Source organism: Paenibacillus sp. Marseille-Q4541 (assembly GCF_018310695.1).
Taxonomy (GTDB): Bacteria; Bacillota; Bacilli; order Paenibacillales; family Paenibacillaceae; genus Paenibacillus.
In genome coordinates, this window is sequence record NZ_JAGXCY010000002.1 from 220,552 (window position 1) to 245,280 (window position 24,729).

Below are 24,729 nucleotides of genomic sequence, written 5' to 3' on the forward strand. Positions count from 1 at the left end.
AAAGCTATCTTTATTCCATCTCTTCATAGAAAATAAGTCGGTTACCAAACGGATCGATCACCGTTACTTCTGAAGCTCCCCAACTTGTCTTCTCTATTCCAGGCTTTGAATACGTATTATTTTTACTTAGTAATTGTCGGTGATAGGCTGCAAGCTTAGAAACATGGATACGAAGAGCACTACCCGGCGTTGAATCTCCATAATGTTCAGATAAATGAATACGAATATTGTCCCTAGATACTTGTATATAGAGCGGCATATTTTCATCATACTGATGTTCAAAATCCAGCTTGAAACCAAGATAATCAACATAAAATGTCTTCGCGGTTTGAACATGAAATATCCGAAGTATTGGGGTAACCTGATTCATATACATTTTTATCCACACTCCTCTTCTCTCCTACTAAAAAAAGACCGTGATTCATTAACCTACGGTCTGCTGTGAGCGATGAAAGCTATGTATATGAGTAGGAACATCTAACCATCAGCTAGGTTCCTATAACTCCTAGTTCTTTTACAAAATAGAGAAGTAAATCATCGTTCACTTGTACCGTTTCTCCTTCGGAAACTTCCCGGTGCTCATACATCAGTCCATTTCCGTCTGGAACATAACCTCTTTTACAGTAGATACGCTGTGCTGCGCCAAAGTCTTTGTATAAACCCATACCTATTCCGATGCTGTCATATGAGTTATAGGCCGCGATACTCTCAAATTCTTCAATCAGCTGGTTCCCGATCCCGCGACGACGAAATTCCGGAAAAATATTAACATCATTAATCTCAGGAATACCTTGTGCTCTAAAATAGAGGTAATCGGATTCAAATTTCAGATGCGCGCATCCCGCAAGCGTCCGCCCATCTAAATAGACAAGTAGCGTAACCCGAAGTCCAATTCTATTCTCATGCAGACACTGTCCGTAAAAAGAATCTGGACGTCCAATTTTATGTTGATCAAACGCTTTTTTCCAACTAAGAGCCGTTTCTTCTGAATCAAGTCTTTCGATGATCATGGACATAATCAACCTCACATTAATGGAATTTGAGCAATAACACGGGTGAGAATAAGGAAGACGTTATAAAAAGAGTCACGATTCAATAATTGCTGATAATTATGATTATATTCCTTTTTCAGCTGTGAGGCTATAGAAGAAATCTTCTATACGGGCAATAGGATGTTATTTCATGTGTAAAGAAACAAACGATAGCTGCAAGCTACCGTTAGTGTTGTACTTTAAGCGAAGATGCTTCTAGCAACTTACCCGTTAGCGCGAATTTCAAGTGGATAGCGGGAACTCCAGTATTTAAGCACCCATTTCCGAATGTATTTTGCACATTCCTCGGGTGAATGTAGAGAAGTATCGATCGTTGATATAGCAGGAGTGAATGCAGAATCCGCATTTTGAATAAACCAATTAGCGAGTAAGGCATGCTTTTGGATATGCCCCTCTTCTGCTCCTTTTTCCCGTAAACGCTTTGCGCGCACCTCATCATCACAATGTAGATTTATATAGTATATATGGCTGAACCGATTCTTTACTTCGCTTCTTTGAACAATTTCCGGGGTAATCGTACCAAATAGAAGGGTTCCCCGATCACTTAAAGAGATCTGATGAGCGACTTTCAACCAGTGCTCTATCGTCTGCTCAGGATTTAGTGCTCCCTCCAGATCCATATCAAACACATCAAATTCTGAAAGCAGACTTCTTACATAAGGAATTACAGACGTTTTTCCAACACAACTTGCACCAGTCACGATAAACAAGGGAGTCTTAGGCATCATTATATCTCCTCTACTTTAGAAATGATACCGCTTTCGAAAACGGTTTTAGGGCTGCGAAATAGCCTTTTAAAAAGGTTACCACAACAATGAGAGGTTTTAAATACGAAGATCACAAAAACGACAAAAATTATCCCTTTTTATCCATTAATATGTGATATTTATCCTACTTTTGTGCATTGATTTTGTATTTTCAAAAAATTACGAACAACATTTTTAATCACGATCTTTGGCAGTATGGTGGTGGAGATTTAAGGGGCTCTGTCGAAAGGAGTCCAACTGTTTATAAAAAAAGGGTTGAAGACTTTTTTGTCTTCACCCTTTTATTTTAACTTCTTCTGTTTTATTTTTTGAAGCAGAGCTTCTTCTAAAAGTGGGTTCGCAGATAAATTCATATAGGATTGGGGCGGAGAAAAGTGATAGCCTCCTTTTAATAATTCGAGTGATAAGGGAGCGAATTCCGTAAAGGAAAGAATCGGAATGGCATATCCTGAATTCATTCCTTTAAAATACTCCTTCAGGCTATCCCCAGTTCCTGGATATAATTTTTCGGAAATTGATATCAGTGCAGAGACATTCTCTTGTTCAGGTTTACCAAATTCAATGAAAGCTTTTATTTGTTTAACAGGGGACGAAACATAGATAAAGGCGCCTACAGGTTCTTTGATGAATCTTCTACGGAACTCTATCTTCTTCCTTCCGCTTCGTATCTCCTCGTAAGGTCCTGGTTGCAGACTCAAAATAATTGTTCTTTGTGGCAAATCAAGTGAAAGGAGTAACTGTTCATACATATGCTCATTCATCCTTCCTGTTCTATTACCAAGTTATTTCGGTAGTATTATCGAAAATCCCTGCTAGCTACTACGGAAACTTCCGTAATCTTCATATCAAGGTTTCATCTACAAAGGAAAAGAGCTGCCATCTTTAGCAGCTCTTCCTTACTTATATTATTTATTTGGTAATTACCCACTTTTGCCGATCAAGGGTGGCATCAAGATCATTTAATAGGAGCGTCGTCCCATCTTCCGATACTTCGAGTGATTTCTGATGATGAACAGAAGCAATATTGACAGTTCCATCATCACTCTTGCGAAGAAGTTCAATTTTCACTTTATAGGTTTAACCCGGCTGAATGAAACTAGGAACTTCGGCTAACAATTGACGATCTTCAAAGTGACCATCAATCTTATAAAACAGACGAATAGATTTCATATTCGGGTCCATATTCAGATAATATCCAGTTCGTCCGTCCTCACTTGCCCGGAACAAAATCGAACCTGCTCCCCCCCGTTTCCCCAAGCATCATATCTGCTTCATAAGTAAAATCCCCTGCTTTTTGCTCAGCAATATAATTGGCGTCAATAGCGTAGCTTCCTCGAATTCCGTTTTCACTTACGATCCAAGAAGCTGCTGACAAGTCTTTTGTCTATCCACTTAAATTGGTCTTGAATTCACCACCTGATACTTTAACAAGCACACTTGCTGAAACCCTCCCATTCGGTGTAGAGACAGTAATGATGGACTCACCTTCTTTTTTTGCTACAATGTTTGCCATTGATTTGTCCACCACGTTTTCCCGTTTTCATCTCCGATGCCACACACGAATTTCGTTCCACAGGCAAAAACCGCTCCTATACGCATCTAAATCCACCCCTCCCACTGACTAGTTCTTGCTGTGCTCTGAAGATGAAGTTAACTTATAGACATCGACTGAAATGAACAAGTCATTCTCATGATCTGCAAATACCGCAAGACCGGTTGACTCTGGTTCAGGGAAAATCAGATCCGTAATAACCGCTTGACCTCCATTACTGAACACTTCAACTGAAGAGCGATCCACAAAAATGTGAAGATCATTAGACTCACCGAGTGCTTCTAATTTTGCAGAATGGCACCCAAGGAAATGTTCATGGAAATCATGCTGGCCTGAAACCATTCGATCTACATATAGTTCATCCGTCTTCGCATTAATACCGATAACGGTTTGTTTATTTGCCCCTACTCTAACTTTGAAACCGGCTGACGTACCTGAAGTAAACACAGCTTTGATCTCATAAGATTCCAAGTGAAGCTCAGCAAGAGAAGTATTGAGTTCTCTTACAGATGTATCTTGTAACGAGAGGACAGGGACTCGGGCCGCTTCCAGTTCTTTTGCTGGTTTCTGAACAAGAACGGTTTTCCCTCCTCTGGATTCTAGGTAAAGTTCTCTTGCAATGGTCATCGCACCGCGGAAAATTTCTGTTGGCGTCTGGTTCGCATACATCCAGTTACTCATCCATCCGATGAATAGTCGTCTGCCATCTTCAGCAGGAACATCTGACCAGCTTACACCCGCGTAATTATCTCTCCCGTAATCAATCCAACGAGTTGACATAGAATCTTCATCCGGCGTGAAAACTTCCCCATCAAACTCACCCGTAAAATACTGCGTTCTTGACCCTTCTACAAAAGCAGGATCAGCGCCAATACTCACCAGCATCACCCATTTGGAGTTCGATTTGTCGCCATCAATTGCAAGTGGGAACAAATCTGGGCACTCCCAGACACCATCATGTGAACCGATTCCTTCGCCAAATTCGCTGGCAAACGTCCAATGGATTAAATCCGGCGAATGATACAGACATACCGTTTGTCCACAAGCGACGATCATTACCCATTTACACGTCTCCTTGTTCCAGAACACTTTCGGATCACGGAAATCAATGAATCTGTGATCTTCTAATACTGGATTCCCCTCATACTTCGTCCAGCTTCTTCCGTTATCTTTGCTATAGGCTAGACTTTGACGCTGAATGGCAGGTTTGTCTTCCGGCATTTCCAAATGATGTGTAAAGATGGCAACGAGCCCTGGCTTATCATCAAAAAATCCAGTTGTATTGTTCCAATCAACAACAGCACTTCCCGAAAAAATCATTCCCAGTTCATCCGGCGCGAGCGCAATAGGTAACTCTTCCCAGGTTATAAGATCCTTGCTTACTGCATGACCCCAATGCATAGGCCCCCAAGTCATCCCGCCTGGATGGTGCTGGAAGAACAAATGATACTCTCCTTCAAAATAAACCATACCGTTTGGATCATTCATCCACTTTGCCTTCGGTGAAAAATGATAGAGACCTCGGAAATTTTGTTTTGCAATCGTAGACATTATCGTTTATCTCCTTTACTCCTGTAATTGGTCCTGCATTCAAGGACCTGCTCTCTTTAATAGAAGAAGGTCGTGATCAGCAGTGTGACTGCTTGAAACACGGCCCTCACCGTTTAATGAATTTATTTTGCTGCTCTGTCATAGCCGCCTTGCTTTATTTGAAGCCATTCTTGCAAACCAAGACGATCCAGTTCTTTTAGATATTCATCCCACTGCGCGTCGATTTTACCGTTTTGGTACCATTCAGTACGCATTCTAAGCACATAGGCGAAGAGGTCTGTTTCAATTGTCGTAAGACGGTCAAGCTCTTCAATAGAATTAAATACGCTTGGCATTACATTTTCTGCTTTCATATTAGGAGCCATGATGTTCTTGATAATATCCATCCTGCCTTTTGCATCATCCGGCATGGTTGTGTATTTACCATAGTAGGAGTCAAGAATCGCAAGTGGCCCACCGATACTTGTCTTCTCACGCAATTCAACAGGAGCTGCACCATCTAGTGGCAAGTGTTTCAGCATACCTTTTGATTCATCAAATTCGAAGATATTCTGCTGTGTGTCATCTCCAAAAGTTCCCCAGTTATTCTGTACAGATTGCACTGGATCGTATAGCTGATCAACCCATTTTGCTGTCGTTTCCAAGTTTTTATTAGCACTAGTAACAACCATCTTACCTCTGCTGAGTCCAAGAGCGTTCGTTCTTGTTACGTTAACTTCCCCGTCCGGTCCCGCAAGTGGAGGCATGACATCGTAAGTATCGTTTGCTCCCGTAATGTTGGCTTTATCCCAAGAGAAGTAAAGTCCATATTTCTGATCCTTCCCTTTTGCAAGGTACGTACTCCAGTCTTGCGTGTATGCTTCGATATCGATAAGTCCTTCTTTATATAGTTCATTAATAAATGAAACTGCTTCTTTGTAGTCTTCTTGTGCTGCTGTAAAAATCACTTTTCCATCGTCGCTTACCACCGCATGGTCAGGGTTCTCACCCAGTCCAAACGAACCAAAGAGGAATGCCAGATCTTCGGCTCCCGGTTTGTTAATGAAGGACAAAGGAATTTCATCTGCCTTACCGTTGCCATTTGGATCTTTTGTCTTGAATGCAATCAGCACTTCTTTTAATTCTTCTGTTGTTGTAGGCATTTCAAGGCCGAGATTATTAAGCCATTCCACATTGATCCAAGGCATGCTGTCTACAGCCTGAATTCTTTCTTTTCCGTTACCCAGCTCTTCAATCCATGGGAATGCGTAGATGTTGCCGTCTGGAGCCGTAATCATGCTCTTGTATTCAGGAGCCTCTTCCAGCACTTTTTTGAAATTTGGCATATTGGTTTCGATGATATCATTCAGCGGAATGATCGCTCCATCTTTGGCGAGTTTAAGTAACTCATAGTCACTGTAATCTGCATTGAAAATAGCATCAGGAAGATCACCGCTTGCTACAGCCAAGTTTCTTTTTTCAGCAAACACGTCACTCGTGAAATTTTTCCAATTAATATGAACATTCGTCTTTTCTTCGAGACGTTTATTGATCAGTTTTTCGTTCGGATCAGCTGGTGCGAGTGCGGAGCTTTGCGTAATAAAGTTTAGGGTTACTTTACCGTTTGGATCTTGTTCTTTACTCGCAGCGCTTCCTCCCCCGCCTCCCCCACAGGCAGTCAGGAACATAAGAGAGGCAAGCACAGAAGCGGAAGCTACTTTCGTCGAAACTCTTGATTTTTTTATTCTTTTCATCGGATATGACCTCCATAATTGGGTATGAATGAACTTATCTTTATCTATGTGCAATCCTGCTTCCTATTTAAGGGAACCGACCATGACACCTTTTTCAAAGTACTTCTGAAAGAACGGGTACATAATGATAAGAGGCAAACTGGAAACAACAATGGCAGCATACTTAATGATTTCAGACAATCGTTTCATTTCCGCCATAGCAAGTTGATCACTGATCATGCTCGGATCTACCTGATTCTGAATCAAGATGGAACGCAGTACGAGTTGCAGCGGATGTAGATTGGGATTATCCAAATAGATCATTGCGTCAAAGTAGGAATTCCACTGACCAACAAAGGCATATAGAGCGAGTACGAAAATAATTGGTTTGGAGAGAGGCAATACGATACTGAAAAATATTCGCATCTCTGACGCCCCATCCACATTCGCAGCTTCCTTCAGTTCATTCGGTACTCCTTTAAAGAATGTTCTGGAGAGAATGATGTTCCATACATTTACTGCCCCCGGAATGATGACCGCCCAAACCGTATCAATCAAACCAAGATTCTTAACAAGAAGGTACGTTGGTATGAGTCCTCCGCCAAAGAACATGGTAATGATAAAAAGTGTCATGAAAAATCCTTTTCCTTTTAACCTGTCATCCGACAAGGCGTATCCTGCACAGATCGAGACAAGGACAGTAAGGATAGCGAATGAAACGGAGTACAATACAGCGTTTCCAAAACCACGGATCATAGCCGGATTAGAAAGAATCTTTTGATACCCCTCTATAGACCAGTCTGACATTTTGAAGGATAACCCTTGACTAAGCAGCACAGACGGATCCATAAAGGAAGCGACCACTACATAGACCAGAGGAAGAACGACAATGAGTACGGCAAATGTTAGAAAGATGGCATTCAGCACAAGAATAAAGCGATCGAGTCCGGAATGTTTAATGGGCATGACGTGTTGCTCCTTTCTTAGTAGAGACCATCGCCGTCATTGAGTTTCTTCACGATGAAGTTAACCGTAACGAGCAAGATGACATTAATGAGAGAGTTAAATAATCCTACAGCTGCTGAGTAAGCATAATCACCGGACTGCAAACCGATTTTGTAAACGTAAGTCGGAATGATTTCAGATGTTGGTAAGTTCATTGCCGTCTGCATCAAATAGGCTTTCTCGAATCCAATAGACATGATGCCACCGGCTGCGAGGATGAACACAATAGCCATAATCGGGCGAATCGTTGGCAGATCGATATGACGTATTCTTTGAAGAAGATTAGCACCATCAAGATTTGCTGCATTATGTAACTCGGGATCGACATTCGCGAGAGCTGCTACATATATAATGGAAGCCCAACCCGCTCCGGTCCAAATATCCGATAGGATGTAGATCCAGCGGAAGTACTCAGGACGAGACATGAACATAATGGGTTCACCGGTAATCCAGTTAAAGAGTTGATTAATTGGGCCTGTGGGAGACAAGAAAATAAATAACATCCCAACCACGACGACGACGGATATAAAGTTAGGGGCGTACAAGAACAATTGAATGTTCTTTTTGACTCCAGCCCTGCGAACCTGATTCAACATCAAAGCAAGCAAGATCGGAACCGGAAAACTCAGAATTAAACCAAAGAAACTTAATTTAAGCGTATTCATAAAGATCACTTCGAAATTGGGAGAAGAAAGGAACTTCTCGAAGTTGTAAAATCCTACCCATTCACTCCCCATAATTCCTTTGATTGGGCTGAAATCTTTAAAGGCGATGATCGCACCATACATAGGACCGTATTTAAAAATAAGGGTCAAGATCACAGCTGGTGCGAGCAAAAGATAAAGAAAGTAATGTTTCTTTACATAGTCGAGCATCGAGCTCTTATGTTTTGTCACCATTGTTCTGTGATCGGCTTCTATTGAGTTATGCAATGCCTTTACCTCCGTTCTTTTGCAAAGTTTACATTTCAGTGCAGTAAGGGCTTTCATTGAAGAATTTTCATTTTCGCTTATGTCCTGCTGCATTTACAATTTACCAAAAGTGTCATCATACGTCAATACATTTTGTAAAAATAATATTGTGCATTTGACAATATTATTTGTTCATAAATAACCTAAATAATTTTACATAATTACAAATATAGTCGTTATAAATGGAATTATATTGGGAAAAGAGTAAATTTAAGATAAAAAACATATAATGTCCTTGACGTATTCACAATGAGAAGTACATAAAACATTAGTTTTGACCACTTAAATCAGTAATAAATGTAAACCAAATTGTGCATTTGTAAAATCAATGTTGCTATTTCAATCAAACTATTATACATTTAAGAGAGCTGAAATGTTAACAAATAGCGCACGTTTTGCTAAAACGATAAGAACAATCATACAGAGGTGAAATTACATACATGGCTAGGGAAAAAGTAACCATACAAGACATCGCAGATGCGTTGGGGATCTCCAGAAACACCGCTTCCAAAGCCTTGAATGGAACCAATAGCATACCTGATGAAACTAGAAATAAAGTAATTAAAAAAGCGATAGAGTTAAAATACAAGCAGTTCGCTTTTATGGAAACGGAAAACCTCCTATCAAAGAACTCGGGGAACATCGCTTTATTAACAGAAAACTTACCGAACACATCTCATTTTGGATCGACACTGATCAGCGGTTTGGAAAAACGAATCAGCGCCGAAGGATACAATTTGTCCATACACATTATAAGAGACGTTGATCAAGAGTCGTTGTCCCTTCCGAATAATTTTGACATCTCGAATGTTGACGGTATTATTTGTATTGAGTTATTCAATTTGGAATACAGTAAACTGATTACAAGTCTTGATATTCCGACTATTTTCATCGATTGCTCGGCACATGTCTGTTACCCTGAATTTCAAGCGGATGTACTGCTGATGGAAAACGAACATAGCACTTATCAACTTACGAAGAAATTAATTGATGGTGGCTACGAAACATTGGGATTTATCGGGGATTATAATCACTGTAGAAGTTTTAATGAAAGATGGGTTGGCTTTAATCGCGCCCTGACGGAGTCTGGAATTCAGCTTGATCGCTCACAGTGTGTTCTCGATGATGACAGACTATTTTTCGCAAGTCCAGGTTGGACAGATAGTAGATTAAGTGAAATGAGCGAGCTCCCTTCTGCTTTCGTATGTGCTAACGATTACATCGCTGTCACCTTTATGAAATCACTTAAAAATACGCTCTCCATTCCCAAGGATATCGTCATTTGCGGTTTTGATAACGGTCCAGAATCAAAGATCGTAGAGCCTCATCTCACTACCGTTCATATTTACAGTAATGAGATGGGAGTGAAGGCTGCCGAAATGCTACTTTCTCGGATTAATGATCCTAAACAGCCGTATCAAGTCTCTCATATCTATACAAAACCGATCATAAGAGAATCTACACCAAACATTGACTGATTTTTCGATAGAAATGCCAAAACCACCCTACTCTCCTTGAGAATAGGGTGGTTTTTTGCAGTAAAACATGACTTATTTTCATTGATTAAAGTAGGAAACGACAAATACAGCAGGTGAATTCCAATAGATCGTAATCTCGTTGCCTGCATAACTGTCTTCATGATCAATGTAACTGGCTGCAGCCGGTTTCCCTTTTAAAGTCTGCTCCATAATTTCGTCATTCAGATTTCGATTAGGTCCTCCTACTACCATCCCTGGAACTGGGGCATCTACATGATCACCTACTGACGGACGATGATGTGGGTTCATAACTGATCGCGTTCCAAAACCAGTGACATACGATAAATAAAGAGTGTTTTTCCCTAACAAATAATGCAAATGTTGAGTAGCCGCATTTACATATTCCGGTTTTGGAGACCATTCCCTTGCTATTAGCAGTAACATCGCTCGGTTCATCAGAACCATATTGCTGCCCCAAATATAATCATTTTCTTCAAGGGAGATACCATATCCATCTTTCTCGCAAATCACCAAAAGACGTTCTGCCTCCTGAATCAGTTCTTGCTGTAATGAGGTATATAGGGATTGACTTTCTTCCGTTTTCCCTTTACGCAAGTAGCTAATTGTGCCGTATCCCCCCACATCAGCCCAGCCCAGCTCACATTTAGAAAATGATTTGGTGCTGTAATGCCGAAAAGCGAAATGATATTCCTCCTGATTGGTCGTATGATATAGTTCTGCAGCAGCCCAATATTTTTCATCATATATGCAATCATCTCCATACTCCCCAGTTGTAATATCCGGTGGATTTTTAAAGTCACCTGCTTCTGGATGCTCCATGATCCACTCCCAAGCATACTCTGCAGAATTTAGACATTTATCCGCATAAGAAGGATCGTATGAACGGTAGATCCGGGATGCAAATGCCATGATAGCTGCATAACTTGCTGTCGCGGCGGCAGATATGGGTGAGAAGACCAATTCCGCTAGGTCATCTTCTGGCATTACAGATAATCCTGGGAAATGCCTAGTTGTCAGTTTGTGATACACTCCTCCACTTCTTTTGTCTTGCATTTTGAACAAAAAATCAAGCTCTACCTTACATTCATGTAGAACATCCGGCATTAGTTGATCCGATTCTGGGAGAGGAATAGATTTACTGAATGCTTTCGGGTACATTTCATAGGCTAGTAGTAAATCAGCCACCGCTTTAGCCCCGGCAACGACGTACTTTCCATAATCGCCGGCATCATGCCATCCTCCGTTACCATCAAGATACAAGCCTTCTTCCCCATGAACTGCACCTAATGTTGTATGACAAGATTCATGTCCCCATTTGCCGGCATACCTCTCATCTAGAGTCACGCCACATCGCAAGTAATAAAACGCTTTCAATAATCCGTTATGTAATTCAACGTAAGGACGTTCTTCCACGACAAAAGGAGTAGACCGATTTCCTTCATCGTCCACTACTACATAGGTACCTGGCTTAGACAGTTCGGAAAAATCGGCTTTTCTCACAATGCTCCCTGAGGACAGATCGAAAGTAGGCGGCGACGCATTTCCACGATACACAATCTTATTCGTCCCTTCCTCAGCAATATGAAATCCAGATGACTTTTCAGTGACAATGGCCGTTTTCTGCCCGTTTATCGGATAGCCAATTTGATTCACCGCTACTGAGCGCTTCATCTTGTGCATTATGTTCTCTCCCTCTGGAAATAAGTTACAACAATTCCCGGCTGTGAATACACAGCCGGGAATTGTTCAAACCTTTGTATAATACTATTTCTGCACTTGTGTTTCTTTAATAAAGTCGGCCATGGAACGTACCTTAAGATCACCAGCACTTGCTAGTTCAAATGCTTGTTCTCCGCCCTTACGTGCATGGAATGTAACTTCTTTCGTTTCCCCTGGGATAAGGTCAAAGAAATTGTCGCTGAAAATTCCTTCCTGATCACAATCAAGCCATACTTGTTTTGCTAAAACGGATGTTTTCAAGTGGAACTTCGATCCTTCTGAACCTTCCACTTCCGTAAGTTCGATTTCTGGCTGACTTAGTTTCAGATCCTTAAACGGAACAAAGTAATGTTTCTGACTATCAATCACTTTACCTTGACGTACAAGCTCAGCAATCATAACCGTACTCTGTTCGTCTCTTCCTTTCAGAAGCTCGTCCTTATCCAGAGACAAAACAAGTTTGGTCGTATTTCCTGCAATGCTTACGGTATGCGTCTGTACATCATGAAGGGTACCATCAAAATCTGTAATACGGATACTTATTTCACCTTCCAGTGGCTGTAGTACATCCGACAACAGATAAAGATCAACTTTACCTGGTTTTGTACCATCTACAGAAATCATCTCATCAGCAAAGCTTCGTTTTGCGTAGTAGTGCAGTGCTTTCCAGTTCCCGTAGTAATCCATACCTGCCCATGAAGCTACAGGCCACGTATCGTTCATCTGCCAATATAAAGTTCCCATAACTAAAGGACGATTTCTACGATGCGCTTCGATCGCCATTTTCATAGCATCGGCCTGAAGCACCTGACTCATATATAGGAAGGAAGGGAAATCCTTCGGTTCAGTCATATACATGTCCATATATTGTTTGATCAAACGATTCCCGTTCCCATTCTTCTGGTGAGCCATCATTACTTCTGAAGTCAATTCCAGATCGGATGGTTCTGCATAACGAAGCACTGATTTGTGCTCAGGGAAGGATTGGAAACCATATTCACTCATAAATCTTCCAAGCTGTACATTATAGTTTTCGAACGGTTCTGCATTATGCCACACACCCCAATAGTGAACATCGCCTACTGTGGAACTGGTTGAAGCATGCTGATTGATATCATTCGAAACGGATACGATTGGTGACGAAGGCCAGTAGTCTGCACCAGGCAAATACTCCTCAACCACTTCTGGAAGTAGCTTGTGGAACACAGCTTCATAGTCTGACCAAATCTTTTCACGCTGCTCAGGAGTATAATCTTTCTTCCAACCCCAGCCACCATTTTCGTTATAATGAGCCCACGCAGAATCAATCTCATTATTACCACACCAGAGAGCTATACTTGGATGATTCCGCAGACGTTTTACATTGTCAGCAGCTTCATGACGAACACTATTCAGGAACGCTTCATCTCCAGGGTACATGCTGCATGCAAACATAAAGTCCTGCCATACCAAAATTCCGTGTTCGTCACAAAGATCATAAAAAATATCCTGCTCGTAAATCCCTCCACCCCATACGCGTAACATGTTCATGTTCGCTAGAACGGCAGACTCAATTTCATGGCGATATCTTTCATAAGAGACCTCGGTAACAAAGCTATCATTCGGGATATGGTTTGCCCCTTTAGCAAATACTGGAACTCCATTCAGTTCAAAATAAAACGATGTTCCATACTCATCTGCTTCTTGTACAAGGCGAATGTTACGAATACCTGTCTTGACGCTACGTTCTGCCTTAGACTCGCTTCCTGATTCATCCAATATTTGAACTTTAAACGTATACATATGAGGTTCACCAAGACCTCTAGACCACCATAACTTTGGTGATTTCAATTCAAGTTCCACTTCCACTTTAGAAAGACCTGCAGGTAGATCAACCTCTTTTGTCCATTCTCCACCGTCGGTTTCAATACGAATTACTCGTGGTCCAGCCTGATCAACGTTGACTTCCACAACTGCAGTAAGTGCCGCGGACTCTTCATTCACCTTATTCTGATGAATATATAGATCCTCTATATAATCCTCAGACCATGCTCTTAGTTCAATATCACGCCAGATGCCGCTGGTTACAAATCTTGGACCCCAGTCCCAACCGTAATGATACGGTGCTTTTCTTGCGAAAATACTTACTCTCTTCTCACCCAATTCGCCTACTTCTGATTGGTCATTGGAAGCAGGAAGTGGATAGCCAAGTGCTTCGAGTTTTGGTAAATCTTCTTGAATCGGAGAACGAAACTTAATGCGAAGCACGTTATCCTCAGATTTCAAATTCGATTTCACATTGACTTCCCATACGCGAAACATATTGTCTGCTGATAGGATATGTACATCATTCAAATACACATCCGCATATGTATCAAGACCATGAAAGACTAGATCTACATGCTCTTCTTTTAAAATATCTTCTGTCACTTGAAAAGTGGTTTGATACTCCCAGTCTTTCTTGTCAATCCATTGAACCAGTTTTTCATTTGTTCCGTAGAAAGGATCAAGTATAAGTTCGTTCTTAAGTAAATCCGTATGCACAAAGCCAGGAACTTCTGCTTTCTTCCACTCCTGCTCATCGCATGCCTTAAAAGTCCAAGCTTTGTTTAACACCAATTTTGTTTCATGCATGGTTTGAAACCCTCCAATTGTGTTATATTTCCTTGAAGCCATCATGTGAATTCTGCCCTGAATCAAAGGAAGTAAAGAATTGGACTATTCTATGATCCCCACTTCTGCGCTTCTTTGGTATCAGTAAGTCCATTGTCTCACGTTCTTGAAAACGATTCAATACATTTTGTTATCCTAATTTTAGGTTTGTAAATAACTTTTATAGCAAAATTGTTTTTCTATCCTAACAATCGTCTTGCGGCACTCGGTCTCTCCACACTTCATACAAAATAACACGGTACAAATAATAAAATAAACGAAGCAATCGCGAGCAATATCCCGCTTTCTACGGTGTATCTTTTTTTATCAATTATCAGAATCTCTGCGGAAACGAAAAATCTTGTCTCTACCGTTTTTAGGTAGGTCCTTCATTACTAGCCAAGCTTCCGCAATATTACCTTCATAACTTTACCGCATTAAAGATACAATGTAAAAAAAGCAGAGGCAATTAACTAGGAACCTGTACCCTATTTAAAGTGTCTCTGCAACATGTTTATGTTTGCTCTCTTATTCTTTTTTTAGCTTCTCTTCATCAATCATAATCGTTAATTCTTCTTCCACTTTACGCAAAAATTCTGCAATATTCATATCTGAATTTGCAAATTCAGATAACTTCTCAACTATAAAGTCTTCAGCCAATTTTTGATATTGCGATTTTCTACCTTCCAAAACTCTTGCGTTTTCCGGGAAATACGCTTTTACATTTTGTCCCTCATAAATGTCTTTTTCACTACCGAATGTAGCGATGACTTCTGGACTCTTCAGTACTGTCGGGAATCCATTAGCGGAGAAATACTTCTGTATATCTTCCGATACTTCTTCCTTCATCCATTGGAATGCAGCGTCCTTATTTTCACTGTATTTATTCAGGATAAACATATGAGCTTGCGTTGGTGGTGTAAATTGATCTTCTCCTCCCCAGATCGGAGCAAGAACTGCATTGGTACTCGCTCGAACTTCCTCAGAAATTCCCCATTCCATGTATGTCGGCCAAGACACTAACATCGCAGCGGTTCCACTAGCATAGAAGCTTGCTTGTTTCTCAAGGTCACGTTCATACAAACCTGGTATACTATAAAACTTCTTCATCAATTCGAAATATCTAGTTATATCAGGATCCTTCGTAAGCAACACTTCATCGGTTTCTGGATCTACGAAGTTGCTAGTGATTTCTTTAAGAGGTGCAAGAGAATCATTCGATACACTATTATTATATCCGATTTCAAGACCCCGGTATTGCACTCCGTTTCGTTCTCCAGTCAATTTCTTGGCTAGTTCAATCGTTTCATCCCATGTCATGTTGTCCGTCGGGTAAGGTACACCGAACATATCAAAAATTTCCTTGTTGTAAAATAGCGTGAATGTATCAGCAAACGTAGGTACACCGATCACAGAGCCTTTATCATCATATGATCGGAGTAAGGACATTACCGATGGATCAATCAAGCTTGTATCCATTTCATATATTTTCATATAATCATCAATCGGCTCAACCATGTCCAATTCCTGCAAGGCAGATACTCCGATAGACGAATAAATAATATCAGGGACGACGCCACTAGCGTTTAATTCTTGCAACGATACTGAATCGGCACTCCCTTGAATCCAATTAACGGTTATATTTTTCCCTTCAGCTTTGAGCTTATCTTCAATTGGCTTCATGAGGACAGAAGTCAGGTCCGACCCCCACTCATGTTGAATCGTGATAGTTGTCTCTTCATTAAAGTCCGTCACTGCTTTACTCGTCCAATCCACCTCTTCTTCTGTAGTCCCCCCAGCCTGTTCTTCGGCTACTGTTCCCGGTTCCTTAGCTTCCGAATCACTTCCAGTGCAGCCAGAAAGTAATGTTGCGAGCATCAATACAAAAGTAATGATTAATAATAATGATTTTTTCTTCATATATACCCTCCTGTATTTTACCTAAATATAATAATTACAGATCTACTCAACTAAACCTGTACGTTCAACACTCTCAACAAAATAACGCTGTGCAATCAAGTAAAGAATGAGCGGAGGTAAAATAACTAAGAAACTCGCTCCCATCTTTATCGGCTCTGCCAAATATTCTGGTAGTCCTCCATTCGTTATAAACGTTGTCAGTTGATTATCGATAAATGACATCTTCAATGCTAGTGGCATATCGCCGTTTGAACCGAGGAACATCCTCGGGTAGTACGTATCATTCCAAGTCCAGACGAATGAGAACAACAAAACGACGAGAATAGCGGGTCTAGCCAGTGGGAACATGACTCGCAAATAAAACCGTAATGCACTTGCCCCATCGATTCGCGCTGCTTCTTCTAGTGCTTTAGGCTGCGTGGAGAAGAATTGACGGAAGATGATGACAAACAGTGCACCTTTCACACCGAATCCAAAGATTGAAGGCAAGATTAATGTTAATAAATGACCGTTCAAGCCAAGCTTGGTATACGCCATAATTGTAGGCAGAATTACGACTTGCGGCGGAATAATGAATGCTAGGAAGACGAGGAAAAGAATCGTCTTCTTGAAAGGTACATCCAGCCTGGCCAATGCATAACCCGCAAGCCCGCACGAGATGCAGTGCAACGCGGCAGTAGAAATCGAAATAAGTAAACTAATGGAGAGGGACTTCGGGTAATCTAGCAAATCCCATGCTTCGACCACATGGCCTAAGTAAATGGAAGATGGAATCCACGTCACAGTGGGATCAATTAAATCCTTAGCACTCATAACCATCTTCACAAGCATTGTTAAAATAGGGTTCATATACACATAAGAGGTTACGATAAATATTCCATACAAGACCAATTTAAATAACAGGCCTTGATTCATCTCTCGCCCTAAAATGGTATATCTCACTTGCCGCAATCCACGCTTCGTCGAGAACTTCTGTTTCACACGTGTCGTTAGATCAATCTTCATGGTCTGCCTCCCTTCCGCATTAACGATTTGTTCCGGTATGTTTCCGATTAATTCTGCTGTAAATGAGAATGACAATTCCCAAAAACACAAGAATGATAGCGAAATAGATCCATGCCAGCGCACTATTGAAACCGTAGTTACCTGTATTAATCAGATTAATGACTGGGTTGGAGGGGAACGTAAACATATCTACAACGGTATAAATCAAGTTCAACAGGATGAATGGTGACATCGCTGGAAGTGTTATTTTCCAAAAAACTTCCCACGGCGTAGCCCCATCGATTCGAGCTGATTCATATGCAGAGGTTGAAATGGTCTGCAGACCAGCAATAAAGAGTAAAATTTGCACCCCAGAATACCACAGGACAAGGACAAACTGATTTAATACGGTCTTTACTGGCGTCGCCCACGAGCTATCCCCAAGGAACATATCCATATAACTCCCAATATTAAATCGTTCTAGGAACCCGAGATTCCCTTCCCCTTGATTAATAAATGACATAAGTACTGCACCTGTTGAGAAGATAACTGGTAGAAAGAAAATGGCACGGAACAAAAATCGACCAGGTAGCTTCTGATTAAGCATGATGGAGATCATCAAGGCAAAGATAACAATTACCGGAATCATAATAACGACTTCTTGGAAATACGGTATTAACTTATCGTATAAATCTGAACTGTTAAACAGGATTTCACGATAATATTGAATGCCAACAAAGTCGTACACAACTTTCTTCGGTAATATTTTGACCGTGTGAAAGCTCATAAAAAGTGAAAAGACTAGTGGAAATCCTAAAAAAGCGGTAAAACCAATCAACCACGGTGCAATAAATAATAACCCTTCGAGCTTTCTGGATCTTTTCGCAGACAACATTCGCTTCGAGGCCATCTTACACACCTCCCTTGATTACGATGTAATCTTGCGCTTTCACAGTCGTGTTACCCACAAGAACGTCATTGTCGTTATAATTCACGATCACTTGCTTCCCGTTGCTGTAGGTTGTCTCGAACACACCGCTTACGATTTCACGATGACCGTTAATAAATTCATTCTGTACATCGCTAAGTGCTTCTTCAAATTTCTGATACTGAGATACGATCTCTTCCAACCAGTCTTTATAGTTCGTACTATAAAATTGATGTAGAGATAGGGATTTTAAAAGCTCCTGTGATGAAGCATTCGTTACAACAAATGATGGTACTGCACCATATTCAATCCCCTTCAGGAAATTTTTCTTGTAATCATCACTCAAGTTCGCATACTCGAAAGAATATGTTGTTAAACCATGGAGCGCAATTTGAGCAAAGGGTACAATACGATCGATAAACAAATCGTAGGAGAAATTTGAAGCCATGTTGTTCATATGGTTAATGTAAGGAAGTGTGTATGCATTACCTCTTGCCCCGTTGACACTGCCAAAAGTTTCTTTTGTCTTCTCATACAACTCTCTCTGAATTTCCATCGATTGTTGTCTTGTTGTTAAATAATTCTCATTAAAATCGGTGTTTAAGAACGAGCCAATTCCATCACCAAACAAATAACCATTGATGCCTAGCGATTTTGCCTCTTCTAGATCGCCTTCAACTACACCTTTCATAAATTGAGGACTGACAAATGTCTTCCGTCTGCTATCCCAGCTCCTCGACTCAATAACAGAAGAAGCAAGATCTCGCAGACCGTCTCGATTTTTCCGGAATCCGTCTTTACCACCTCGGTTATACGTATAGGAGGATGCGTCCAGATAAACTGTGTAGCCCTTCGATTGGGCGAAATCGGTAAATTTCTTCATACCTTGATTCCCACCGAGCTTATTTGCTACCGGGAAGTCACCACCAAACTTGCTGTATCCATCGTTTTGCCAACCGAGATAGGTGATGTCCATATGATCAACACCGAGTGCAGAAAGCTCTTGGACGATTCCTTCTGCCTCTTTCGTTGTTGTTAACGGTAGATAGGAATCCCATAAGAATCCGTCTTCCGTGTCGCCACCAAGCAGATGAAGTTGAAGCCTCAGCTTCGCTTGCTCACCTTCTAACGGTTTCATTCCTGACTCGCGCATTAGCAATTCCCGAAAACGCTCGGCTAAAGTAACATAACTTATCTCATCGTCCTTCTCCTCGATCAAATAGTAACGGGTCTCACGATCGGATTTCGTTATTTCCTTGCTATAGGTTAAATAACCGTTCTGCTTCTTCGTATCTGTCGGCTGAAAGAACTTGAATCTGTATTGATACTCCGGCGCAATCCAGTTGAATTGGCTGAAAGATCCTGAGGGAGCAGCAACCACATTGGTATACTCTTCCCCTTCCGTAATGACCCCAAGCAAAGCTTGCTTATTCGATTTAATCCCAAATACCGGCATCGTAATTGGATTACGATCAGACATAGTATTGCGGTTACTATAGGCCCAATCGTCTCCATAAATGCGCTCAGTATACAGATTTTGCGTACCCGCACGACGTTCCTTAAAATCAATCAATGCACCCGGACCATCTGGAACGTATAAGAATCCGTCCTCATCCTGCGAAGTTTGAGCGCCCATGAATGGGAATAATCGAATGGAAGCAAGGCGGGCCATCGGATCTTTCTTAGGCTTTGGCTTCTCCACCTCTTTCCCATCCTTATCCACGTTAACCGATTCTTCCCTCGGAATGACCAACTCATCCACCAGTCCATCGCCAAGTACTTTCGTTTCGACGAAATCTTCACCTAGCTTCACTTCGACAGGAATAATAAAACCAAGATCCGGCATTTCGTAAACCACCTTAAACCCTTTATCAGTAACTTCAAATTGACTAATTACACCGTTCTGTGCATAGAGGTTAGACTCTTTCAGTAAATCCTTACGCACATTGAACTCCACATAACGAAACATAAATGGTGAGGCAAGATGTAACTTCCATGCATCTGTATTCTTCTTATCTTGCCAATCCTTCGGATTAGGAAAGGAGCGCCATACTTCTCCGGTTGTTTTACTTATTACGTTAAAATGACCAGAGGATTTATCCGCTTTGAGCATTAATTTCTCGTTCTCTGCAATCATCTGGAACTGGGTTTCATCTGGCAACTTCCCTAAAGATTTTTTCACAGGGGTCTCAGCCTTTGCAGTCTGCGCATCGGTCTTCGTTACGGTCTGGGCTACTGGTTCAACTGCTGTTTGAGTTTCCGTTTCTGTTGGTGTTTGCGCTTCAGTCTGCTTCTTATCCGTGGAACCCGATTGAGCGTAGATAAATCCGCCGAGTGTAGACGCCGATATAGCGCAGATCACCGCTACCATTACTATTTTTTTGGAGCGTACTAAGCGCATCACATCGACACCTCCTGATAGATCGTATAAATGAAGTTACCGAATTCAGATGTGAGTCCGATTAAGATGAACAAAAGTACCCACATAATGGTCATCGTGATGGCCGTCAGTGTTATATTCAGCACTGTTTCGCCAACTCCGTAATTTTGAAGGGCTTGGATATTCCAGAAAAATAGCAGTCCACTCCACAAAATCATACCGATTTCAATAGCGCTATAAATGGATGCCTCGCTTTGAGTAAAGACATTCGAAAGAAGTGCCAATGGAATTCCTAGCAGCACTACTGGAAACAAGGAATAGCAACTTCCTACGAATACATCCTTAAACCGGGCTTCACCTTGCTTGATAGAGCCAACCAGATAGTTGCAGATAACCCAAGAGAACCATACAGCTAAGAAAACTGTAAGGATGTAGGCCGATCCTTTGGCATACACCGGCACTGGATTATACGTGAAGCTTGTATAGAATGATTTCACAAGAAGCATGATTACGGTTAAGATCAGGATCACGGAAGCACTAATATAGCCACCTTTATTCAAATACCTCAGATCACCAAACCCATCAATTGGATGTTTTAAAATGTAAAATACATGCTTTGCTTGCTGGAACCAGGTCTGTTTGTATAACTTCGACGATTTCGGCATGATTCGAAAATTGAATTTCTGTTTTAGCTTTATTAGAATCCATAATAATAGACCCGCAATAATCGCATAGTTTGCCAAGGTAGAAAAATTTTTCTGGAACCATTGCAAACGAATTTGCCAGAATGAATCTGAGTAACCTGTCCCATCGCCTGCAAGCTTAAATAAGTCTCTAGCACGCTCATATTCACCACGGGAAAACGCTGCATCAGCAATTCCTTTATACGCTGGGGAGAAATGACCATTCAGCTTAAGAACTTTGTTCCAATATTGTTCTCCTTCTAGATACTTACCATCTTGCATCAACTTGTAAGCTTCATGGACCATTGCTCCAAATTCGGTTGGCTCATAGACTTGAATGAGGTTAAGCGCTTCATCCAGGATGTACAGGCGCTTGTTCGAATTTGTCTCTACAGCTACAGGTGCCAACGTTAAACCGACAAGCGAATTTCCTAGAGCAGAACGACCTGACCAGTAGAATAACAACGTTCCGTTTGCATCATACTGAGAAACAATGTTTTTTGACTTATCAATGATCGTGACATTCTCGTTCTGATCCAGGGATACATCGGTCAGCTGATTCTCTACCAATTCTTTTGAATCAGAAGTAGCTATAGAAAACATATTTTCATTAAAAGACTTTTCTTTCCATATGTTTTCTCCGCGAATATTTAATTTCTTAACTTGTTCTGTTTTGGAACCGGACACTGTATAGATGAATCCCTGTTCGTCGATATCAATATTCCGGATTGTTACAGGCAACAATCGTACTTGCCGACTCAATTGCTCCTTCGAATAAAACTGTCTGCGGATGATATCCATCAGAGTGACTTCCGTTTTATTCGTACCGAAGAACTGATCGAACTTTCCTTCAGGAGTGAACTGAATGATCCCGTTATAGCTCCCTTTGGATACGACATAGATAAATCCGCGTTGATCAACAACCATATTGGTCGGTTCATATACGAAGGAATCATTAATAAAACGAGAATCCGGACGACCGATTTCTTTCAATAACTTCCCATTTCGATCCAGGTGAACAACCCGCTTATTCCCTGTATCCGCAATGAAGATATCGCCGTTTTTAACTACAAACACACCCTGTGGTTGTTTTAGCGGACTTTCTGGTACGGTGATTAATCGAATAAATTCACCATCTTCATTCAGATGAACAATCCGATTATTATCTGTATCTGCAATGTATATGTCATCATTATCTGCTATGAATAAATCTTGGGGTCTTTGCAGCGATGAGTACTCTGTTTCGCCTTTCTCATTGACTACTGGAATTTCCTGTGCTAAAACGCCGACCGGAGAATAAGCAGATTGAGTCATAATCGTACGTTCATAACTATCCTCAGTGAAGGTACGATAAGGAACATCAGCGCTAGCTTTCATCGGGAAACCAGTCAAGGCAATCAAGCAGACTAGCCAAAGCACATATTTCGATTTGCTTTGATTGTTGCGCATGGTACACCTCCCCATTCCTCTGCTTATTTGATCCCCGAATGCGCCATCGTCGTGATCACTCTACTCTGAAAGATCAAAAAGATTAGCAATGATGGTAAAAACATGAATAAAGCTCCTGCTGCTGCAGCCCCTTGTCTAGCTACCGAGTTACTTAGACCCGATGTTAAGGTATTCATGTAGAACGGCAGAGTCTTCATAGAATCTTCCTGCATAAATAACGTAGAAGTCTCCAAGTTTCCCCATGCCGATTGGAATGCAAGAATTGAAATGGTAGCAATAGCAGGTGTAACGACAGGTATGACGATTCTAAGGAAAATGGTGAATTCTTTCGCTCCGTCGATCTTCGCTGCTTCAAGCAGCTCGTTCGGCACTTGGTCCATAAACTGCTTTAATAAGAATACCCCTACTGGCATTGCGACAAGAGGTAGTACATGACCTAAGTAGGTGTTCATAATCCCAAGACTTTGAATAACGATAAAGCGTGGAATCGCAATAGCCTCTGTAGCAAATAGTAACGACAGCATGATCAGCCCCAAAACAATTTTCGAACCTGGAAAAGGGTGCTTAGACAAAGGATAAGCGCACATCGCTCCTGTAATAACCATGCCAACGCTAGATAATAAGGTAACGACGATACTATTAAAAACATACCTCGATACCGGAATTATCGTACTTTCTGTCATGGCGAACAGTTCCGTGAAGTTTCTTGTTGTCGGCTCTCTAACAAAAAATGTAGGCGGGAACATGAATAGCTCGTGCAGTGGTTTAAATGCATGGTTGAACATATATATCAGTGGAAGGAGCATGAAAATAGCAAGCGGGAAGAGACAGATGGCAATCCATATTTGTGCTCGATCGATTAATCTAAGAGCTAACACAAAATCGTTCCATTGTATCTTTAATTTCCGCTGCATGGCGGTCATTCTTGCCTCTTGCATCATTCATCCTCCTTCGGTGCAAATAAATAACCGAAAAATCTACTTAACACATAACACATCAGAAGAACAACGATAGATATCGCACTGGCATATCCGAGTTCGAACCGAATAAATCCATAATCGTTGATGTGATCAATTAATAATTGTCCCGAGTAATTCGGAGTTGGGTTCGTCCCCGATAATTGAACCCCGATCCCGCCAGATTTAATCGTATGAACAATTGACATAATCGCTGCGAACATCATCTGTGGCTTCATCATTGGAATTGTGATATACCATACTTCCTGAAGACGACTCGATATGCCGTCAATTCGACCTGCCTCATACAACTGTCTATCCACATTAAGAATACCAGCCAGAATAGCTAAGAAACCGATACCCATGGAAGACCATATTGAGACGACGATCATAATGTTAAGCAAGTAGTCTTTATCGAGTAGGAACAATACGGGCTGATCAATCAAGCCCCATTTAAGCAAAATGCTGTTAATATAACCCGACCGGTCCCCTGTAAACATAACCGTCCATATTACGGTCATCGCTACACCAGCAGATAGAGAAGGAGCATACATGGCAAGAGCGTACCAAGTCCTCATCGTGTTTGGTAACTGAGCGATTATCCAGGCCAGTAGGAAAGCTAGAATATAGCCTATTGGTCCGACAAATATGGCGAATTTAAACGAGTTAGGCAGTACATATTGCAGGAAAATAATATCCTGTGAGAATAAGTTCTGATAGTTAAGCCATCCACGCCATGTTGGGAAATCAAAAGCGTTAAAATAAGTGAAGCTTAACAGAATACCTGAAACAACCGGAATGAGTATAAATACAATAAACATCGCCATAAACGGTAAAATAAATAAATAGGATAAGCGATATTTCCATATTTCTTTCAGCAAATAATTGATCCGTTCCGAGAAACTCGGCTTCGTATTACTAAGCTTGATGGGAGCTCCATTCATCTGTTCAGAAAGGGCTGCTGCATTAT

22 protein-coding genes are annotated in these 24,729 nt (G+C 41.2%); 1 reads left to right on the plus strand and 21 read right to left on the minus strand.

Annotated features, from left to right (window positions below):
* Nucleotides 1-10: 10 nt before the first annotated feature.
* From KFT32_RS03675 to KFT32_RS03725, 12 genes are all read right to left on the minus strand, one after another.
* Nucleotides 11-376 carry a glyoxalase superfamily protein gene (locus KFT32_RS03675; RefSeq protein ID WP_481856295.1) on the minus strand — a complete coding sequence of 122 codons (366 nt, stop codon included), beginning with the start codon at nucleotides 374-376 and terminating at the stop codon, nucleotides 11-13.
* Between the two features lie 112 nt (nucleotides 377-488).
* Nucleotides 489-1,016, minus strand: coding sequence for a GNAT family N-acetyltransferase (locus KFT32_RS03680; RefSeq protein WP_211745766.1), 528 nt, complete (start codon nucleotides 1,014-1,016; stop codon nucleotides 489-491).
* Between the two features lie 239 nt (nucleotides 1,017-1,255).
* Nucleotides 1,256-1,780, minus strand: coding sequence for a DEAD/DEAH box-containing ATP-dependent helicase (locus KFT32_RS03685; RefSeq protein WP_211745767.1), 525 nt, complete (start codon nucleotides 1,778-1,780; stop codon nucleotides 1,256-1,258).
* A gap of 320 nt (nucleotides 1,781-2,100) precedes the next feature.
* On the minus strand, nucleotides 2,101-2,568 hold the full coding sequence (locus KFT32_RS03690) for a hypothetical protein (protein WP_211745768.1): 468 nt from the start codon (nucleotides 2,566-2,568) through the stop codon (nucleotides 2,101-2,103).
* A gap of 160 nt (nucleotides 2,569-2,728) precedes the next feature.
* A complete protein-coding gene (locus tag KFT32_RS03695) occupies nucleotides 2,729-2,887 on the minus strand; it encodes a hypothetical protein (protein WP_211745769.1) in 159 nt (52 codons plus the stop codon).
* A 9-nt stretch (nucleotides 2,888-2,896) separates the two neighbouring features.
* A complete protein-coding gene (locus KFT32_RS03700) occupies nucleotides 2,897-3,076 on the minus strand; it encodes a hypothetical protein (protein WP_211745770.1) in 180 nt (59 codons plus the stop codon).
* On the minus strand, nucleotides 3,030-3,194 hold the full coding sequence (locus tag KFT32_RS03705) for a hypothetical protein (RefSeq protein ID WP_211745771.1): 165 nt from the start codon (nucleotides 3,192-3,194) through the stop codon (nucleotides 3,030-3,032). Before KFT32_RS03705 ends, KFT32_RS03700 begins: the two co-directional genes overlap by 47 nt.
* Nucleotides 3,195-3,203: 9 nt before the next feature.
* Complete coding sequence (locus KFT32_RS27400; RefSeq protein ID WP_283246402.1) at nucleotides 3,204-3,332, minus strand: hypothetical protein; 129 nt, start codon at nucleotides 3,330-3,332, stop codon at nucleotides 3,204-3,206.
* Nucleotides 3,333-3,440: 108 nt separating this feature from the next.
* Nucleotides 3,441-4,922, minus strand: a complete 1,482-nt coding sequence (locus KFT32_RS03710) for a glycoside hydrolase family 32 protein (RefSeq protein WP_211745772.1) — start codon at nucleotides 4,920-4,922, stop codon at nucleotides 3,441-3,443.
* 122 nt (nucleotides 4,923-5,044) lie between these two features.
* On the minus strand, nucleotides 5,045-6,655 hold the full coding sequence (locus KFT32_RS03715; RefSeq protein WP_211745773.1) for an ABC transporter substrate-binding protein: 1,611 nt from the start codon (nucleotides 6,653-6,655) through the stop codon (nucleotides 5,045-5,047).
* A 63-nt stretch (nucleotides 6,656-6,718) separates the two neighbouring features.
* Nucleotides 6,719-7,600, minus strand: a complete 882-nt coding sequence (locus tag KFT32_RS03720) for a carbohydrate ABC transporter permease (RefSeq protein WP_211745774.1) — start codon at nucleotides 7,598-7,600, stop codon at nucleotides 6,719-6,721.
* 17 nt (nucleotides 7,601-7,617) lie between these two features.
* Nucleotides 7,618-8,538: an ABC transporter permease gene (locus KFT32_RS03725; RefSeq protein WP_211746014.1), complete on the minus strand. Its 921-nt coding sequence runs from the start codon at nucleotides 8,536-8,538 to the stop codon at nucleotides 7,618-7,620.
* Nucleotides 8,539-9,050: 512 nt separating this feature from the next.
* Here KFT32_RS03725 and KFT32_RS03730 point away from each other — a divergent pair.
* Nucleotides 9,051-10,088 (plus strand): LacI family DNA-binding transcriptional regulator, encoded by a 1,038-nt coding sequence (locus tag KFT32_RS03730; protein WP_211745775.1) that lies wholly within the window; start codon nucleotides 9,051-9,053, stop codon nucleotides 10,086-10,088.
* A gap of 78 nt (nucleotides 10,089-10,166) precedes the next feature.
* Here the strand turns inward: KFT32_RS03730 and KFT32_RS03735 are convergent, their stop codons facing one another.
* The 9 genes from KFT32_RS03735 to KFT32_RS03775 all read right to left on the minus strand — a co-directional run bounded on the left by KFT32_RS03735 (nucleotide 10,167) and on the right by KFT32_RS03775 (nucleotide 24,703).
* Nucleotides 10,167-11,789: a glycoside hydrolase family 9 protein gene (locus KFT32_RS03735; RefSeq protein ID WP_211745776.1), complete on the minus strand. Its 1,623-nt coding sequence runs from the start codon at nucleotides 11,787-11,789 to the stop codon at nucleotides 10,167-10,169.
* Between the two features lie 84 nt (nucleotides 11,790-11,873).
* Nucleotides 11,874-14,441, minus strand: a complete 2,568-nt coding sequence (locus tag KFT32_RS03740; RefSeq protein ID WP_211745777.1) for a beta-mannosidase — start codon at nucleotides 14,439-14,441, stop codon at nucleotides 11,874-11,876.
* 546 nt (nucleotides 14,442-14,987) lie between these two features.
* Nucleotides 14,988-16,379, minus strand: coding sequence for an ABC transporter substrate-binding protein (locus KFT32_RS03745; RefSeq protein WP_211745778.1), 1,392 nt, complete (start codon nucleotides 16,377-16,379; stop codon nucleotides 14,988-14,990).
* A 42-nt stretch (nucleotides 16,380-16,421) separates the two neighbouring features.
* Nucleotides 16,422-17,384 (minus strand): carbohydrate ABC transporter permease, encoded by a 963-nt coding sequence (locus KFT32_RS03750; protein ID WP_211745779.1) that lies wholly within the window; start codon nucleotides 17,382-17,384, stop codon nucleotides 16,422-16,424.
* Between the two features lie 19 nt (nucleotides 17,385-17,403).
* Complete coding sequence (locus KFT32_RS03755) at nucleotides 17,404-18,273, minus strand: carbohydrate ABC transporter permease (RefSeq protein WP_211745780.1); 870 nt, start codon at nucleotides 18,271-18,273, stop codon at nucleotides 17,404-17,406.
* Between the two features lies 1 nt (nucleotide 18,274).
* Nucleotides 18,275-20,692 carry a DUF5696 domain-containing protein gene (locus KFT32_RS03760; RefSeq protein ID WP_211746015.1) on the minus strand — a complete coding sequence of 806 codons (2,418 nt, stop codon included), beginning with the start codon at nucleotides 20,690-20,692 and terminating at the stop codon, nucleotides 18,275-18,277.
* The gene (locus tag KFT32_RS03765; RefSeq protein WP_211745781.1) at nucleotides 20,692-22,803 is read right to left on the minus strand and encodes a YIP1 family protein; all 2,112 of its coding nucleotides are present in this window, start codon (nucleotides 22,801-22,803) and stop codon (nucleotides 20,692-20,694) included. The genes KFT32_RS03760 and KFT32_RS03765 overlap by 1 nt, the downstream gene beginning before the upstream one ends.
* A 23-nt stretch (nucleotides 22,804-22,826) precedes the next feature.
* Nucleotides 22,827-23,744 carry a carbohydrate ABC transporter permease gene (locus tag KFT32_RS03770; protein ID WP_481856296.1) on the minus strand — a complete coding sequence of 306 codons (918 nt, stop codon included), beginning with the start codon at nucleotides 23,742-23,744 and terminating at the stop codon, nucleotides 22,827-22,829.
* Nucleotides 23,741-24,703, minus strand: coding sequence for a carbohydrate ABC transporter permease (locus tag KFT32_RS03775; RefSeq protein ID WP_211746017.1), 963 nt, complete (start codon nucleotides 24,701-24,703; stop codon nucleotides 23,741-23,743). The genes KFT32_RS03770 and KFT32_RS03775 overlap by 4 nt, the downstream gene beginning before the upstream one ends.
* Nucleotides 24,704-24,729: the final 26 nt, after the last annotated feature.